Consider the following 15,102-nt stretch of genomic DNA (forward strand, 5'->3'; position numbering starts at 1 on the left):
AATCAGGGTCAAGCGAACCAAAAACAGCGCAAAACGATGAGAAATTCAACGCTCGTTTCGCCATGTGAACATTCACGCGTCACCTCGCCCTGCAGCGGGGGTTGTGCAGACCTTCCTTAGGATACTTTTTGGATTTTAAAAAAAATTGTGGCAAAACTTCTTATGACAAAAAAACTATGGTTTTACATACAAGTATGATCATTTGTTTACATGATTTACTTTGCATTTACCAGAACCCGCTTCAAACCCCATATCTCCACACCTCTTGCCAACGACTGCGCCACGAATGAGGCACGTACCAGCCCAGCCGCTTTGGTCGCACGCAGCATCGAGGCATCTGGCAAAACTGGAAATCAGCCAAGTCAGCACCTTAAATTTCTGTGTTGACAGAAATTTCAGATATGTGCACAATCACGCCATGCAACTGACCGACATCGCCCGCCGTTTCATCGTTCACTGGGGCGAAATGGGCACCGCCTGGGGCGTCAACCGGACGGTGGCGCAAATTCATGCCTTGCTGTATTTCCACGGCCAGCCGCTCAATGCCGAGCAAATTGCCGAGGCGCTGAGCGTGGCGCGCTCCAATGTCAGCACCAGCCTGAAAGAGCTGCAAAACTGGGGCCTGGTGCGCACGGCCCACCAGCTGGGCGACCGGCGCGATTACTTTGAAACATCGCACGACGTGTGGACGCTGTTCACCACCATCGTGCGCGAGCGCAAAGAGCGCGAGTTCGACCCCACCACCCGCCTGCTGCGCGATCTGACCATGCAACCCGGCTTTGCCGTCGAGCCGTCCGACGTGCAAGACCGCGTGGCCGAAACCCTGCGCTTCATGGAGGCGCTGGGCAGTTGGAGTGACGAAATGCTGCGCCTGTCGCCCACCACGCTGGAAAAGGTGTTGCGCATGGGCGCGGGCATACAGCGCTTGCTGCGAGGCGAGCAGTCCCATCAGTCGTAAAAAAATTTATCTTTAAATTTCTGTTTTTACTGAAATTTCAATAGCGCAAGGAAAACTTATGTCAAACAGCACCTCAAGCTACCCGCTCACGCTGTACTTCGATGGCTCATGCCCGTTGTGCCTGAGCGAGATGACCAACCTGCGCTGGCGCGACGCGGCGGAGCAACTGCGGTTTGTGGATGTTTCCGTGCCTGGCTTTGCGTCGCCGCTTGAAGGTGTCAGCGTGGCCGATTTGATGACGCTGATGCACGCACGCACCGCCGATGGGCGCGTATTCATCGGCGTGGCGGCGTTCGAGCTCGCTTACGCCGCCGCCGGATTGCACCAGATCGCCGCTGCCATTGGCTGGCGCGGCTGGCGCTGGGCGCTGGAGCGGCTGTACCCCTTCATCGCCCGCCATCGTCAGCGCGTGCCCAAAGCGGTGGTGAATCTGGTGTTTGGCAAAGCACTGCGCAGCGCCGCCCAGCAAGCGACCGAGCGGCGCTGCGATGCCACGTCGTGTGCCTATCCGGTGCCGCTGACCCGTCCAGAGGCTGGCCTTGAAAGCTCCACATCACCCATGATCCCTTCGCCCATCAATACACCATCCAGGAGTGCACCATGAACATCCTGCTGTGCGGTGCCCACGGCTTTATTGGCCGCCACGTCCATGCAGCTTTGCTGGCTGCGGGGCACCGCGTGACGGCGCTGGGCCGCCACACCACGCCCGCGCTGGACTTCACCCATGCCACCGCGCCTGCAGACTGGCTGCCCCACCTGGCGGGCATGGATGCCGTAGTCAACACCGTAGGCGTGCTGCGCGACACCCGCCGCCGCCCCATGCACGCCGTGCACGATGCCGCGCCACGCGCGCTGTTCGACGCCTGCGCCCAAACCGGCCTGCGCCGCGTGCTGCACGTCTCGGCGCTGGGCATCGTAGGCAACCCCACGCTGTACGCACGCAGCAAGCAGGCAGCCGATGCCCACCTGCTGGCCTTGACCAAAGCGGGGCAGCTTGACGGCACCGTACTGCGCCCCAGCGTGGTGTTTGGCCCGCAAGGCCAGAGCAGCCAGTTGTTTCTGGCGCTGGCACGCCTGCCCGTGTTGCTACTGCCGCATGCGGTGCAAACCGCCCGCGTGCAACCGCTGGCTGTGCGCGAGCTGGCTGAGGCGGTGGCGCACTTGCTTGAGCCACCCCACTGCACCGGCTTGATGGAATTGGGTGGCCCGCGCGCGTTGACCTTGGCCGAGCTGATCGCCAGTCTGCGCCAACAACTGGGCCACCGCCCTGCCCGCGTGGCCACTTTGCCCGATGCGTTGACCACCCTCAGCGTGCGCTGTGGCGATTTGTTGCCCGTCGTGCCCTGGTGCACCGAAACGCTGACGCTGTTGGCCACCGACAACGTGACCGATCCGGCCACCTTGCGCCAATTGCTGGGTCGCCCCACCACCGCGCCGGAGCAGTTGCTGACCGCGACAACTAAAGCCACCCCAAATCCATAAGAAAAACAGCTTTCATCACTTACACACATTGCGATAAAAGCTATCTTTTAAATAGCAAAAATGGCTGCCAACCACACCCCTTCCACGGCAAGCCCCGCCTTGCCTGAACCACAACCCTTGGCCTTGCTGCGTTACAGCCTGGTGGCGGTCTGGCTGTGGACGGCCGTGGTCAGCGTGGCCGAGCTGCATGGACAAAGCAGACAACTGCTTGAAGCCGCAAGCGTGGTGCCCGCCCACTGGTTTTCCCCTTTGGTCTGGGCTGGCGCGGCTTTGGATGCCGTGCTGGGTCTAATGCTGTGGGCTTATCCGCGTCGGGCCGTGATCGCCCTCATGGCGACATCCGTGCTGTTGATGACCGCCGTCGCCACCTGGCTGCTGCCCGATCTGTGGTGGCATCCACTGGGGCCGCTGAGTAAAAACCTGCCCCTGTTGGCTGCGTTGTATCTGTTATGGAAGGAGGCCCGCGCATGAACACCTACTTGCTTTTGAAATGGCTGCACATTCTGAGCAGCGTGCTGATGGTGGGCACCGGCTTTGGCTCGGCCTTTTACCTGTTCTTTGCCAACCGCAGCGGCAGCGTGGCCGCACAAGCCGTGGTCAGCCGCCTGGTGGTGCGCGCCGACACCTGGTTCACCCTGCCTGCGGTCATCGTTCAACCCATCTCGGGCTTGTGGCTGGCGTATCTGGCCGGATGGCCGCTGACCACACCGTGGCTGCTGCTCACCTTCGCCTTGTATGCACTGGCAGGCACTTGCTGGCTGGTGGTGGTGGTACTGCAACTGCGCATGGCGCGGTTGGCTGCGGCCGCCCACGCACAAGGCACGGCCATGCCCGCACAGTACAAGCGCCTGCAACGCTGGTGGGAAGGGCTGGGCTACCCGGCCTTCATCGCCATGCTGGTCGTGTACTACCTGATGGTCAACAAGCCCGCGCTTTGGTAATGCCACAAACCGGGGATGCAACTTGAGGCTGGCGCTGCCTAAAATCACCGCCATGCCTCAAGCCCCCACACCCCAGATCCACCACGTTACCCACCCGCTGGTGCAGCACAAGCTGACGCTGATGCGCGACAAAAACGCCAGCAGCACCACCTTTCGCACCCTGTTGGGCGAGTTGGCGATGCTGATGGCCTACGAAATCACGCGCGACATGCCGATGCAGGCGGTAGAGATCGACACCCCGCTGGAGACCATGCAAAGCCTCATGATCGATGGCAAGAAGCTGGTGTTCGCCAGCATCCTGCGCGCGGGCAACGGCATGCTGGACGGTTTACTGCGCGTAGTGCCCAACGCCCGCGTCGGCCATGTGGGCCTGTACCGTGATCCCACCACGCTGGAAGCGGTGGAGTATTACTTCAAGATGCCCACCGACATGGACAGCCGCGACGTGATTGCTGTCGACCCCATGCTGGCCACGGGCCACTCGGCCGTGGCCGCCATCGATAAACTGAAATCGTTAAAGCCCCGTTCGATCAAGTTTTTGTGCCTGCTGGCCGCACCCGTGGGCATCGCCACGCTGCACGCCGCTCACCCCGATGTGCCGATCTATACCGCCGCCATCGACCGCGGGTTGAACGAACACGGCTACATCCTGCCCGGCCTGGGCGATGCAGGCGACCGCATATTTGGCACCAAGTAACCGGCTGAAGCTGGCCTGAATGCCGGAAAACATTCAAGCGCTCAGATTGCTACTCAATTAATAGCTTTTGGCGCTTGCGTAACCAGGGTTTAAGGCCATTTTGGCACTGAAGTTTTGAAACCAACGCCAGCGTTGTGCGCGCTTGGCTGACATGCTCTCTGAGACCTTGCCGTGTCCGTTTACCGCGCACTGCCCTCACCCACACCCGCCAGCGGACGCCCCACCAGCCTGGTCAGGATGGCCAGCGGGCTGGCCTGGTGATTGACTTCGCCACCGCGCGGCAGGTACAGCGTCTGCTCCATCATGAATTGCCCGCTCATCACAGCGTGCGTGGCCTGGTCTGAGTAGCACACCCACACGCTGCCGGGCGGGAACGGCATGGTCAGTTGCGTGCCGTTTTTCTGGTAATCGTCGTCCTGTTTCATCAAGTCGTGCAGTTGCAGCATCAGATGGTCGTATTCGCTGCGCAACGACTTGGTGACGTGCAACGCATTCAGCACCTTGGCCTGCCACAGGCTGTAGGGCTTGGCGTGCGGCAGGTATTTACGCGCAATCGTCTCGAACGAATCGCCCACGCGCCACACCCGCGGCGCACCTTGCGGATTGACGTTGGTGAACACGCGCAAAATGCGCTCGCCATACGTGGGCCGCGAGGGAAAGGCGTCCACATGCATACGCTGATCATCGGCACGCACCGATTGCGCCCTGGTTTCCACCTGCCGAGGCCGAAAACTGGTGGGAGCCACACGCAGCTTGCCTTTGTATTCGGGCAGCAAACCATCCACCAGTTGCAGCGCCTGCTGCCTGAAGCGGCCAATCATGGTCGCCAGCTTTTGCTGGTCACCCGCACTGCCGCCCGCGCCTTTAAGTACGGCATCAGCCCCCAAACTGACGTTGCGTGAGCCTGAAGCCAGCATGTCTTCGCGCAGCAGCGGCGTTTCTTCCGGCTGCACCATGAACGCCAAATGCGGAAAGTACAGCACCTTGCCATCTTCCACAGCAGCGGTCCATTCGGGGCGACTGTGCGCCTGCTCCCAGCCGGTGAAGTCGATTTCTACGAGGGGTGAGTTCATGGTGATGGATGCTCCAATGCGTTCCACCTGCTGTTCAGCCGCCACAACAAGGTCAGCACGCACAGCCATTGCAAGGCATACATGAGCGTGCCTGCGCTGTGCCACAGGCGCAAGTTCTCTCGCGCCCGAATATGCGGTGCCACGGCATATTCCAGCAACAAAGCCAGCAACAAGCCCGCCACCACCCACAGCAGGTGGGTACGCCTGCGATCATCCCGGCTGGATACCGCTGCATCTTTGAGCGATATCAACAACACGGCACCACACGCCACCGAAATCCAGGTTTGGGCCGTGAACAAGCGTGCCGCCATCTGCCCGGCCATCGCCGCAGTGGGCAGGTGCGCAAACAGCAGCGGCACGGCCACAAAGCCGATCGTGGTCAGGCTGCCCCACCACAGGGCCACAGCCAGATGCGCCAGCCGTTGTCGCATCACCTTGCGGCTCAGACGTAGCTGACGCCGATGATCTCGTAGTGCTTGACACCGCCTGGTGCCTGGACCTCGGCCGTGTCGCCCTCTTCCTTGCCAATCAGCGCACGCGCAATGGGGCTGCCAACGTTGATCAGCCCTTGCTTCAAATCGGCCTCATCTTCGCCCACGATTTGATACGTCACCTGTTCACCGCTGTCCTCTTCTTCGAGCTGCACCGTGGCACCAAACACCACCTTGCCGCCCGCATCCAGCCCCGACGGGTCGATGATTTGCGCCGCCGCCAGCTTGCCTTCCACCTCTTTGATGCGCCCTTCGATGAAGCCCTGACGGTCTTTGGCCGCGTCGTACTCGGCGTTTTCGCTCAAATCGCCCTGCGCACGCGCCTCGGCAATGGCGTTGATGACTTCAGGGCGGTCTTTGGTCTTCAGGCGCTGCAACTCTGCCTTGAGCTGTTCGGCGCCGCGCTTGGTGATGGGAAGAGTGGCCATGTCTGAAACGAATCCTCAAAAAAGCGAAACCGCCGAGCGTTGCCCCCCGGCGGTGTGATAAGGCCCTGATTATGCACGGTCGACGAACCCCCGCCCAACAGCCGATCATCGTCATGTGCAAGCGCCTTGCCTGACCGCCCCAGGTAGCGGCCTGTATTGATCGGCACGCGGGTTTCGGCGCGCCGTTTGGTGCGCCGTTTATTTGGACGATACGGGCACCCGTGCGCAGGCTTCACCCGTCAAGCGGCATTGCCCATCGTCTTCACGCCACGGGTGGGCGTGGCTGGCGCAGCCGGTCTGGCAAATCACATCGGCGGCGTGGTTGAAAGACGCATGGGGCAGCTCAGGGGCAGTTTCCGGTTCAGATTCAAACGCAGACTGCGGGCCGACCCGCTCGAATGCGCTGGTGCCGCACACAGTCTGCCGCTCAGTCACTGGCCAGCCCAATCCCCACAGCCATTGGGTAGTGGCCACCACCCAGCGCGCGCGCAGGCGCAGCAACTGCGCTTCAAGCACTTCGCAGCGCCGCGTTTGCGTGCGCATCTGATCGCTGACACGGTCTTGCACACCGGCCCAGTGGCGCAGCAGCACGACTTGCTCGCGCGCACCTTCACCTGCACCGTCGTTGAGTAAATGACGCGGCTTCATTGCAGCACCTGCGGGGCATGCAACCACAAGGCGCGGTCAGTTGCGTCGCTGGTGCACGGATGGTGCCCCTGTTCCGCCAGAGGCACCCAATGCGGCAGCAAGCGCGTGAGCATGGTGCGCATGGTTTCGCTCAGTGCCGGGTGGCGGGCCAACTCGTCCAGATTAGCCGCAATTTTGTTGGCCATGGGGCGGGCATTGGCGCAGTCAGGCGATGCCTGCATCATGCCGGTCATCAGGGCCAGCGTGCCCGCCAGTAGCGCCTCGACACTGGACAAAGCGTATTCCTGATCGTCATAACGCGGGCTGGATTCTGCTGTGCACATGAATATATCTCCTTCAAAGGGCTGCGTGAGTCGTCAATGCAGTATATGCGAACGATTCTCATTAGATTGTAAAATTGCGTGCACTTCGTACGCTTGGATAATGGGCAAACGCCATCCGCAACAAAACCAGCCCATGAGCCATATCCTCGCCCTGGATCAAGGCACCTCCAGCTCGCGCAGCATCGTTTTTGACGGTCAAGGCCGTATCGTGACGATGGCGCAAAAAGAGTTTCGCCAGATTTACCCCCAGCCCGGCTGGGTGGAACACGACCCTGAAGACATCTGGGCCACGCAACGGGCCACGGCGCAGCAAGCCATTGCCCAGGCGGGACTGACGGCCACCGACATCACCGCCATCGGCATCACCAACCAGCGCGAAACCACGGTGGTGTGGAACCGCCGTACCGGCCAGCCGGTGTACAACGCCATCGTCTGGCAAGACCGGCGCGGCGCGCCCTTGTGCGCCACGCTGCGCGAGCAAGGCCATGCCGACGCGGTGCGCCAAAGCACCGGGCTGGTGATTGACCCGTATTTTTCTGCCACCAAACTGCGCTGGATTCTTGACCACGTGGACGGCGCGCGCCAAGCGGCCGAGCGCGGCGAGCTGGCCTTTGGCACCATCGACACCTGGTTGCTCTGGCGGCTGACGGGTGGCCGCGTGCATGCCACCGACGTCAGCAACGCCGCACGCACCATGCTGTTCGACATTCGCGCCCAGCGCTGGGATGCAGCCCTGCTGGATTTATTGCAAGTGCCCGCCAGCGTATTGCCGCAGGTGCAGCCTTCGGCGCACCTGTTTGGCGAAACCGATGCAGCCGTGCTGGGTGCCGCCATTGCGGTTGCCGGGGTTGCGGGCGACCAGCAAGCCGCGCTGTTCGGCCAAGCCTGCTTTAGCCCCGGCATGGCCAAAAATACTTATGGCACCGGCTGCTTCATGCTGATGCACACGGGCGAGCAGTTCCACACCTCGTCCCACGGGCTGCTGACCACTTCAGCCGCACAACCTGATGGCACGCCCCAGTTTGCGCTGGAAGGCAGCGTTTTCATTGGGGGCGCGGTGGTGCAGTGGCTGCGCGACGGGCTGCAAGCCATCCGCTCCAGCAGCGACATTCAGGCGTTGGCTGAAAGCGTGCCTGACGCAGGCGGCGTGATGATGGTGCCCGCCTTCACCGGCCTGGGCGCGCCCTACTGGGACGCCGACGCGCGCGGGGCCATCGTCGGCCTGACGCGCGGCAGCACCGTGGCGCACATTGCCCGCGCGGCGCTGGAAAGCATCGCCTTTCAAAGCGCGGCCCTGTTGCAAGCCATGGCACGCGACACTGGTGCTGTGACCGAGCTGCGCGTGGACGGCGGTGCCAGCGTGAACGATTTGCTGATGCAGTTTCAGGCCGATGTACTGGGCATCCCCGTGGTGCGCCCGCGCATCACCGAAACCACCGCCCTGGGCGCGGCCTATCTGGCCGGGCTGACCACCGGCGTGTGGAAAGACCTGCCCACCCTGTCGAGCCAGTGGCAGGCCGAACGACGCTTTGAACCGGCCATGACGCGCGATGACGCGCAAGAGCGCATGACCGCGTGGGAGCGCGCCGTGCGGCAAACCACCACCCAATAAACACCACCCGGCGAACATGGCTTGATGACATGACCTGATCACAACCGCATAGCCGAATGTCATGGCCCGCGTTCCCCAATAAATTGCTTGGTTTTGGACTTGTCTATCACCCGCTGGCGCACCATACTGCGCCATGTTGAGATGCACCCGCATCAGCCACCCGCCGTCGAAAGGACTTCACACCATGCACCCCTTTTTTTTACGTTCGCACGTTCGCCCTGTATCGGTGATGACCGTACTGGCGCTGGCATTGGTCGGCTGCGCCTCAGACCCCAAACCGCCTGAGAAAAAAAACCTCTCGCCCGAGCAAATTACCCAGCAGCGTCAAGCCATTGACGACGTGGCCCAAGCGGCCATGACGCGGCTGTATCAGGAATACCCCGAGGCCCAGGCCAAGGTCGAGCAGGCCGCAGGCTACGGCGTGTTCAGCGTCGGCATGGTCAACGCCGTGCTGCTGGTGGAGGCCACCGGCAACGGTGTCATCGTCGACCAGAAAAACGGCCAGCGCACCTACATGCAAGAAGCGCGCGCAGGCACCGGCCCAGGACTGGGTTACCAGCGCCTGACGCAGGTATTCATCTTCAAAAGCGAATCGGCACTCAACCAGTTCAAGATCAACGACGCCGCTGGGGCCGACATCTCGGCCTCGGCCACTCTGGGCACCTCCAACCACGGCATGTCGTTCAGTCCCAACATCGAGGCTTACCAAATGAACGAAAAAGGCTTTGCCCTGCAAGCCAACTGGGGCGGCACGGCCTACTTTGTCGATCCAGACCTGAACTGAGCCTAGATCCAGCAGTTGACCGCTGGTACTTTTTTTTGAAAGCCGCATGAATACACAACTTTCTGCCCTTTCCCACACTCACCTTGGAGGTCAAGGCGCGTCCAACTGCCGAATCTAGGCTGAGTATTCATGCCAGCGGCGTGGTCAGGGCCGCCAACTCTCTAAAATTCACACTCCCCCACCCCCGCCCAGCCTGGCCGGGGGTTTTGGTCATTTCTGCTTCGCCTTCATTCATCATCCATGGATCTGCCCAAACTCATCCCCGGCAAACGCCACGCGCTGCCGCGCCCGCCCGGTTCGGCCGATGCGTTATTGCTGGCCCAATTGGCCGCACGCGAGGCGGCTGAAAAGCGCCTGACGGCCATCGTCTGCGCCGACGCGCACGATGCGCAGCGCCTGCTGGACGAGCTGGCGTTCTTCGCGCCGGAGCTGCGCTGCGTGCTGTTTCCAGACTGGGAGACGCTGCCTTACGACAGCTTCAGCCCGCACCAGGACTTGATCAGCGAGCGGCTGGCCACGCTGTGGGCGATTCGGCAAGGCCAAGCCGATGTGGTGCTGGTGCCTGCCACCACGGCGCTGATTCGACTGGCACCGCCGTCGTTTCTGGCAGGCACCACCTTCCACTTCAGGCAGGGGCAAAAGCTGGACGAGGCTGCGCTCAAGAGCCAGCTCACGCTGGCAGGCTACAGCCACGTCACGCAGGTGGTCAGCCCCGGCGAATATGCGGTGCGCGGCGGGTTGATCGATCTGTTTCCCATGGGCAGCACCATGCCTTACCGCGTGGATTTGTTCGATGACGAAATCGACTCGATCCGCGCGTTCGACCCCGACACCCAGCGCAGCCTGTACCCCGTGCCCGAGGTGCGCCTGCTGCCCGGGCGCGAGTTCCCGATGGACGAAGCGGGCCGCACCAAATTCCGCCAGCGCTGGCGCGAGCTGCTGGAGGGCGACCCCACGCGCAGCCGCCTGTACAAAGACATGGGCAACGGTGTGGCAACTGCGGGCATCGAGTACTACCTGCCGCTGTTTTTTGACGACACGGCGACGGTGTTCGACTATCTTGGAGATGCCGCCACGCTGATGCTGCATGGCGATCTGGAAGCGGCCTTTCAGCAATTTGCGCAAGACACGCGCGAGCGCTTTCGCATGGCGCAAGGCGATCCAGAACGGCCCGTGCTGCCGCCCGAGACGCTGTTTCTGAGCGCCGAAGACTTTTACCTCGCAGCCAAGCCACACGCCCAATTGGCGCTGCGCGCGGAAGTGGCCGACATCGAGCACAGCGCCTTCGCCCAGAAGCTGCCCGATCTGACCGTAGTGCGCGGTGCCGACGACCCACTGGCGCGGCTGCACGCCCATCTGTCCAGCAGCGGGCAACGCGCGCTGGTGCTGGCCGAAAGCGATGGCCGACGCGAAAGCCTGCTGGACTTTCTGCGCGCCAGCGGCCTGAACCCACCGGCCTTTGACTCACTGACGGAGTTTCAGGCCAGCAGCGAACGCACCGGCATCGCCACCGCCGCGCTGGCGCAAGGCTTCGCCTGGGTCGAGGCCAACCTCGACCTGATCACCGAGACCGAGCTGTTCGCCGCAGGCAGCACCGCACGCCGCCGTCGCAAGCAAGAACAGGTCAGCGATGTCGACGCGCTCATCAAAGATTTGTCGGAGCTGAACGTGGGCGACCCGGTAGTGCACACGCAGCACGGCATCGGGCGCTACCGCGGGCTGGTCAACATGGACCTGGGCGAAAAAAACGCCGACGGCTCGCCCGCGCTGCAAGAGATGCTGCACCTGGAATACGCGGGCAACGCCACGCTGTACGTGCCCGTCAGCCAGTTGCACCTGATTGGCCGCTACACCGGTGTCAGCGCCGACGAAGCACCCCTGCACAAGCTGGGCAGCGGCCAGTGGGACAAGGCCAAGCGCAAGGCCGCAGAGCAGGTGCGCGACGCCGCCGCCGAACTGCTCAACATCTACGCCCGCCGCGCCGCGCGCGAAGGCCACGCCTTCCGCTTTGAGCCACACGACTACGAGCAATTCGCCGCCGACTTCGGCTTTGAAGAAACCGCCGACCAGAAAGCCGCCATCCACGCCGTGGTGCAAGACATGATCAGCCCGCAGCCCATGGACCGCCTGGTCTGCGGCGACGTCGGCTTTGGCAAGACCGAGGTGGCGCTGCGCGCCGCTTTCGTCGCTGTCACCGGCGGCAAACAGGTGGCCTTGCTGGCCCCCACCACACTATTGGCCGAGCAGCACTACCAGACGCTGGTCGACCGCTTTGCCCGATGGCCGATCAAGGTGGCCGAGATCAGCCGCTTTCGCAGCGGCAAGGAAGTCACTGCCGCACTGAAAGGCATTGCCGATGGCGGGGTGGACATCGTGGTGGGCACGCACAAGCTGTTGAGCGAAAAAACGCAGTTCAAGAACCTGGGCCTGCTCATCATCGACGAAGAGCACCGCTTTGGCGTGCGCCACAAAGAGGCCATGAAAGCCCTGCGCGCTGAAGTTGACGTGCTCACGCTGACGGCCACCCCGATCCCCCGCACCATGGGCATGGCGCTGGAGGGCTTGCGCGACTTGAGCGTGATTGCCACCGCGCCGCAACGCCGCCTGGCCATCAAGACCTTTGTGCGCGACGAAGGCACGGGCGTGATCCGCGAGGCGGTGCTGCGCGAGTTAAAGCGCGGCGGGCAGGTCTACTTCTTGCACAACGAAGTCGAGACGATCGAAAACCGTCGTCAGGCGCTGGAGCAGATGCTGCCCGAAGCGCGCATCGCCATCGCCCACGGCCAGATGCCCGAGCGCGAGCTGGAGCGCGTGATGCGCGACTTCGTGGCGCAGCGCCACAACCTGCTGCTGTGCTCGACCATCATCGAAACCGGCATCGACGTGCCCACGGCCAACACCATCGTCATCGCCCGCGCCGACCGTTTTGGCCTGGCCCAGCTGCACCAGTTGCGCGGCCGCGTGGGCCGCAGCCACCACCAAGCCTATGCCTACCTGATGGTGCCCGACCAGCAAAGCCTGACCAAACAGGCCAGCCAGCGGCTGGAAGCCATTCAGCAAATGGAAGAGCTGGGCAGCGGCTTTTACCTGGCCATGCACGATCTGGAAATCCGCGGCGCGGGCGAAGTACTGGGCGAAAACCAGAGCGGGAACATGATGGAAATCGGCTTTCAGCTCTACAACGAGATGCTGGCCGAAGCCGTCAGGGCGCTCAAGGCGGGCAAGGAGCCTGACCTTTTAAGCCCCATGCAGGCTGTGACCGAAATCAACCTGCACGCCCCTGCCCTGCTGCCTCATGATTACTGCGGCGACGTGCACCTGCGCCTGTCGTTTTACAAAAAGCTGGCCACCGCCAAAACCAGCGATCAGATCGACGCCCTGCTGGAAGAAATCGTCGACCGCTTCGGCAAGCTGCCCGCCCAGGCGCAAACCCTGATCGACGTACACCGCCTGCGCGTGCTCTCCACCCCTTACGGCGTGCAAAAAGTCGATGCCACGCCGGGCGTCATCAACATTGCCTTCAAGCCCAACCCGCCGATCAACCCCATGGCCATCATCCAGATGATTCAGAAAAACAAGCACATCAAACTGGCGGGCAACGACAAACTGCGCATCGAAAAAGCCCTGCCTGAAGCCAAAGACCGCGCCCAGATGGTGCGTGATGTGCTGCGCAGCCTGGGCCAGCCGGTGACGGCGGCAGAAGCGGCCTGACCAGTGCGTGGCAAGCACTGGCCGTGCATATGTCCTGCCCTGCGCCCGCGTGCTGCCATGCCTGTTGCGCGCACACTGCCAAAAAGCTCGCTTGGGCGGTATAAACCACTGACCATGCCCAAGCGCCACTCATACCATTTCATACCCACCGCTCTACCACTGTCCACCCGCCTGCGCCCCGCGCTGGCCGCCGTGGCGCTGGTCGGTGCAGCATGGGCCAGCACCACATCGGCATGGGCAGCGGGCGACAGCGACCTCTACGCCCTGCCCGACGCCGCTGCCGAAGCGCGGGCCGTCAACCTGGCCGCCAGCGTGATGCGCCATGCCGATGCCGCAGGCCGCGCCTTCGGCATCATCGACAAGCAGGCCGCCACGCTGTGGGTGTTCGATGGCCGTGGCCAGCCTGTGGCCAGCACCCCGGTGCTGGTGGGCGCGGCCCGTGGCGACGTGGCACCACCCGACATCGGCACCCGCCCCCTGGCGCGCGTGCGCCCACACGAGAAGGTGACTTCCGCAGGCCGCTACGTCACCGAGCCGGGCGAAAACCACCGGGGCGAAGACATCGTGTGGCTCGACTACGACTCGGCCCTGTCCATGCACCGGGTGCGCCACGTGTCGGGCGAATCGCGCCCGCAGCGCCTGGCCAGCGCCACCGTGGCCGACAACCGCATCTCGTTCGGCTGCGTCAACATTCCCCCGCACTTTTACGACCGCTACATTGACCCGTTGTTCAGCCGATCGAGCGGCGTGGTCTACGTGCTGCCTGAATCACGCTCGCTGGCCAGCGTATTTCCCTTTGCGGCCAATATGTCCAGCACGCCTGTCGCACAAGGCGCAAAGCGGTAAAGCACAACGAAGCGGTCATGCCCAAAGGCCAGCGTTGCGGGCCAAGGCACCGCTGGCCTGGACGCTGCTGGTATGCGCAAAGCAGATAATCAATGTTGCTTAATGGCTCCAACGCCCATACGCAAAGCACAAACAGCTATCAAATTAAAAGCAATCACCCTTTAGCCTTTGATTTCCATGACCACCACCAACAACGCCATCCAAGAGATCAGCCCCGGCCTCAGCGTACGCGGCTTCGTGCCGCCGCTGCGCCTGCGCGACTTCAAGCTGATCGCCTTCGACATGGATTCCACCCTCATCAACATCGAGTGCGTGGACGAAATCGCCGACGCCGCTGGCCGCAAGGCCGAGGTGGCCGCCATTACCGAGGCGTCGATGCGTGGCGAAATCACCGATTTCAAAGACAGCCTGCGCCGCCGCGTGGCCATGCTGGCGGGCGTGACCGAAAGCCACTTGGCCGACGTGTACCAGCGCCGCCTACGCCTGAACCCCGGCGCGGCTGATCTGGTGCTGGCCTGCCAGGCGGCGGGGCTGAAGGTGCTGCTGGTGTCCGGCGGCTTTACCTACTTTGCTGATCGCTTGCGCGAAAAGCTGGCGCTGGACTTTGCGCGCAGCAACCAGCTTGAAATAGTCAGCGGCCAACTCACTGGCCGGCTTGTAGCGCAAAGCTGGGGCGACATTGTGGACGGTGCCATGAAGCGCCAAACCCTGCTGGACGTGTGCAGCCTGATGGGTTGCACACCCGCACAGGCCATCGCCGTCGGCGACGGTGCCAACGATCTGGACATGATGGCCGCTGCCGGGCTGCCGGTGGCCTACCACGCCAAACCCAAGGTGCGCGAACAGGCCAGCGTGCGCATCGACGAAGGCGGACTGGAGCGGCTGCTGGAGGTGTTTGGGGTCGGGGTGTGATTGCTTTTTACTTATATACTGTTCAGCAGTATAAATCTTTAACGCAGTATGGATATGCGTTACAGCATATTACTCCCTAAGGAAGGTCTGCAAAAGTCAGCCCCATGACGGCCTGATCTGAGACAGTGGAGCGATGCAACAGACAAGCCTTGCCACCACTGGATTCGAGCTTGCAGCCAAACGCACGCGCAAGCGT

General features: G+C 62.5%; 16 protein-coding genes. 11 read left to right on the forward strand and 5 right to left on the reverse strand.

From position 1 onward, the window contains the following. The first annotated feature begins 418 nt into the window (after positions 1-418). Genes ACK5NW_RS12220 through upp form a run of 6 tightly spaced genes read left to right on the forward strand, consistent with a single transcriptional unit; the run spans position 419 to position 4,078 of the window. Entirely contained in the window at positions 419-958 is a 540-nt protein-coding gene (locus ACK5NW_RS12220; protein WP_416928426.1) for a GbsR/MarR family transcriptional regulator, read from the forward strand. 58 nt (positions 959-1,016) lie between these two features. Further along, positions 1,017-1,562, forward strand: a complete 546-nt coding sequence (locus tag ACK5NW_RS12225) for a thiol-disulfide oxidoreductase DCC family protein (protein WP_416928428.1) — start codon at positions 1,017-1,019, stop codon at positions 1,560-1,562. Continuing rightward, positions 1,559-2,440 (forward strand): NAD-dependent epimerase/dehydratase family protein, encoded by an 882-nt coding sequence (locus ACK5NW_RS12230; protein ID WP_416928430.1) that lies wholly within the window; start codon positions 1,559-1,561, stop codon positions 2,438-2,440. The genes ACK5NW_RS12225 and ACK5NW_RS12230 overlap by 4 nt, the downstream gene beginning before the upstream one ends. A gap of 60 nt (positions 2,441-2,500) precedes the next feature. Beyond that, positions 2,501-2,911 (forward strand): DoxX-like family protein, encoded by a 411-nt coding sequence (locus ACK5NW_RS12235; RefSeq protein ID WP_416928432.1) that lies wholly within the window; start codon positions 2,501-2,503, stop codon positions 2,909-2,911. Beyond that, on the forward strand, positions 2,908-3,381 hold the full coding sequence (locus tag ACK5NW_RS12240) for a DUF2269 family protein (protein ID WP_416928434.1): 474 nt from the start codon (positions 2,908-2,910) through the stop codon (positions 3,379-3,381). Before ACK5NW_RS12235 ends, ACK5NW_RS12240 begins: the two co-directional genes overlap by 4 nt. 52 nt (positions 3,382-3,433) lie before the next feature. Beyond that, positions 3,434-4,078 carry a uracil phosphoribosyltransferase gene (gene upp / locus ACK5NW_RS12245; protein ID WP_416928436.1) on the forward strand — a complete coding sequence of 215 codons (645 nt, stop codon included), beginning with the start codon at positions 3,434-3,436 and terminating at the stop codon, positions 4,076-4,078. Between the two features lie 179 nt (positions 4,079-4,257). Here the strand turns inward: upp and ACK5NW_RS12250 are convergent, their stop codons facing one another. The 5 genes from ACK5NW_RS12250 to ACK5NW_RS12270 all read right to left on the reverse strand — a co-directional run bounded on the left by ACK5NW_RS12250 (position 4,258) and on the right by ACK5NW_RS12270 (position 7,041). Further along, on the reverse strand, positions 4,258-5,151 hold the full coding sequence (locus ACK5NW_RS12250; RefSeq protein WP_416928438.1) for a Kdo hydroxylase family protein: 894 nt from the start codon (positions 5,149-5,151) through the stop codon (positions 4,258-4,260). Beyond that, a complete protein-coding gene (locus ACK5NW_RS12255) occupies positions 5,148-5,582 on the reverse strand; it encodes a DUF4149 domain-containing protein (RefSeq protein ID WP_416928440.1) in 435 nt (144 codons plus the stop codon). Before ACK5NW_RS12255 ends, ACK5NW_RS12250 begins: the two co-directional genes overlap by 4 nt. Positions 5,583-5,593: 11 nt before the next feature. Beyond that, positions 5,594-6,070 carry a transcription elongation factor GreA gene (gene greA / locus ACK5NW_RS12260; RefSeq protein ID WP_416928442.1) on the reverse strand — a complete coding sequence of 159 codons (477 nt, stop codon included), beginning with the start codon at positions 6,068-6,070 and terminating at the stop codon, positions 5,594-5,596. Between the two features lie 198 nt (positions 6,071-6,268). After that, positions 6,269-6,718, reverse strand: a complete 450-nt coding sequence (locus tag ACK5NW_RS12265; RefSeq protein WP_416928444.1) for a hypothetical protein — start codon at positions 6,716-6,718, stop codon at positions 6,269-6,271. Continuing rightward, positions 6,715-7,041: a hypothetical protein gene (locus ACK5NW_RS12270; protein WP_416928445.1), complete on the reverse strand. Its 327-nt coding sequence runs from the start codon at positions 7,039-7,041 to the stop codon at positions 6,715-6,717. Before ACK5NW_RS12270 ends, ACK5NW_RS12265 begins: the two co-directional genes overlap by 4 nt. Positions 7,042-7,174: 133 nt before the next feature. Between ACK5NW_RS12270 and glpK the strand changes: the two genes are divergently transcribed. From glpK to serB, 5 genes are all read left to right on the forward strand, one after another. Continuing rightward, entirely contained in the window at positions 7,175-8,653 is a 1,479-nt protein-coding gene (gene glpK, locus ACK5NW_RS12275) for a glycerol kinase GlpK (protein WP_416928447.1), read from the forward strand. Positions 8,654-8,837: 184 nt separating this feature from the next. Then, on the forward strand, positions 8,838-9,437 hold the full coding sequence (locus tag ACK5NW_RS12280) for a hypothetical protein (RefSeq protein WP_416928449.1): 600 nt from the start codon (positions 8,838-8,840) through the stop codon (positions 9,435-9,437). Positions 9,438-9,677: 240 nt separating this feature from the next. Further along, positions 9,678-13,148 (forward strand): transcription-repair coupling factor, encoded by a 3,471-nt coding sequence (mfd, locus tag ACK5NW_RS12285; RefSeq protein ID WP_416928451.1) that lies wholly within the window; start codon positions 9,678-9,680, stop codon positions 13,146-13,148. Positions 13,149-13,262: 114 nt separating this feature from the next. Then, positions 13,263-13,994: a L,D-transpeptidase gene (locus tag ACK5NW_RS12290; RefSeq protein WP_416928453.1), complete on the forward strand. Its 732-nt coding sequence runs from the start codon at positions 13,263-13,265 to the stop codon at positions 13,992-13,994. Between the two features lie 177 nt (positions 13,995-14,171). Continuing rightward, positions 14,172-14,906, forward strand: a complete 735-nt coding sequence (gene serB, locus ACK5NW_RS12295; RefSeq protein WP_416928455.1) for a phosphoserine phosphatase SerB — start codon at positions 14,172-14,174, stop codon at positions 14,904-14,906. The last annotated feature ends 196 nt before the right edge of the window (positions 14,907-15,102 follow it).

The sequence above is a fragment of the Ottowia sp. genome (assembly GCF_047975795.1).
GTDB lineage: Bacteria > Pseudomonadota > Gammaproteobacteria > Burkholderiales > Burkholderiaceae_C > Ottowia.

Excerpts from the sequence above, each read along its gene's own strand:
- ACK5NW_RS12220 (WP_416928426.1), top strand. The coding sequence starts at position 419 with ATGCAACTGACCGACATCGCCCGCCGTTTCATCGTTCACTGGGGCGAA.
- ACK5NW_RS12225 (WP_416928428.1), top strand. The coding sequence starts at position 1,017 with ATGTCAAACAGCACCTCAAGCTACCCGCTCACGCTGTACTTCGATGGC.
- ACK5NW_RS12230 (WP_416928430.1), top strand. The coding sequence starts at position 1,559 with ATGAACATCCTGCTGTGCGGTGCCCACGGCTTTATTGGCCGCCACGTC.
- ACK5NW_RS12235 (WP_416928432.1), top strand. The coding sequence starts at position 2,501 with ATGGCTGCCAACCACACCCCTTCCACGGCAAGCCCCGCCTTGCCTGAA.
- ACK5NW_RS12240 (WP_416928434.1), top strand. The coding sequence starts at position 2,908 with ATGAACACCTACTTGCTTTTGAAATGGCTGCACATTCTGAGCAGCGTG.
- upp (WP_416928436.1), top strand. The coding sequence starts at position 3,434 with ATGCCTCAAGCCCCCACACCCCAGATCCACCACGTTACCCACCCGCTG.
- ACK5NW_RS12250 (WP_416928438.1), bottom strand. The coding sequence starts at position 5,151 with ATGAACTCACCCCTCGTAGAAATCGACTTCACCGGCTGGGAGCAGGCG.
- ACK5NW_RS12255 (WP_416928440.1), bottom strand. The coding sequence starts at position 5,582 with ATGCGACAACGGCTGGCGCATCTGGCTGTGGCCCTGTGGTGGGGCAGC.
- greA (WP_416928442.1), bottom strand. The coding sequence starts at position 6,070 with ATGGCCACTCTTCCCATCACCAAGCGCGGCGCCGAACAGCTCAAGGCA.
- ACK5NW_RS12265 (WP_416928444.1), bottom strand. The coding sequence starts at position 6,718 with ATGAAGCCGCGTCATTTACTCAACGACGGTGCAGGTGAAGGTGCGCGC.
- ACK5NW_RS12270 (WP_416928445.1), bottom strand. The coding sequence starts at position 7,041 with ATGTGCACAGCAGAATCCAGCCCGCGTTATGACGATCAGGAATACGCT.
- glpK (WP_416928447.1), top strand. The coding sequence starts at position 7,175 with ATGAGCCATATCCTCGCCCTGGATCAAGGCACCTCCAGCTCGCGCAGC.
- ACK5NW_RS12280 (WP_416928449.1), top strand. The coding sequence starts at position 8,838 with ATGCACCCCTTTTTTTTACGTTCGCACGTTCGCCCTGTATCGGTGATG.
- mfd (WP_416928451.1), top strand. The coding sequence starts at position 9,678 with ATGGATCTGCCCAAACTCATCCCCGGCAAACGCCACGCGCTGCCGCGC.
- ACK5NW_RS12290 (WP_416928453.1), top strand. The coding sequence starts at position 13,263 with ATGCCCAAGCGCCACTCATACCATTTCATACCCACCGCTCTACCACTG.
- serB (WP_416928455.1), top strand. The coding sequence starts at position 14,172 with ATGACCACCACCAACAACGCCATCCAAGAGATCAGCCCCGGCCTCAGC.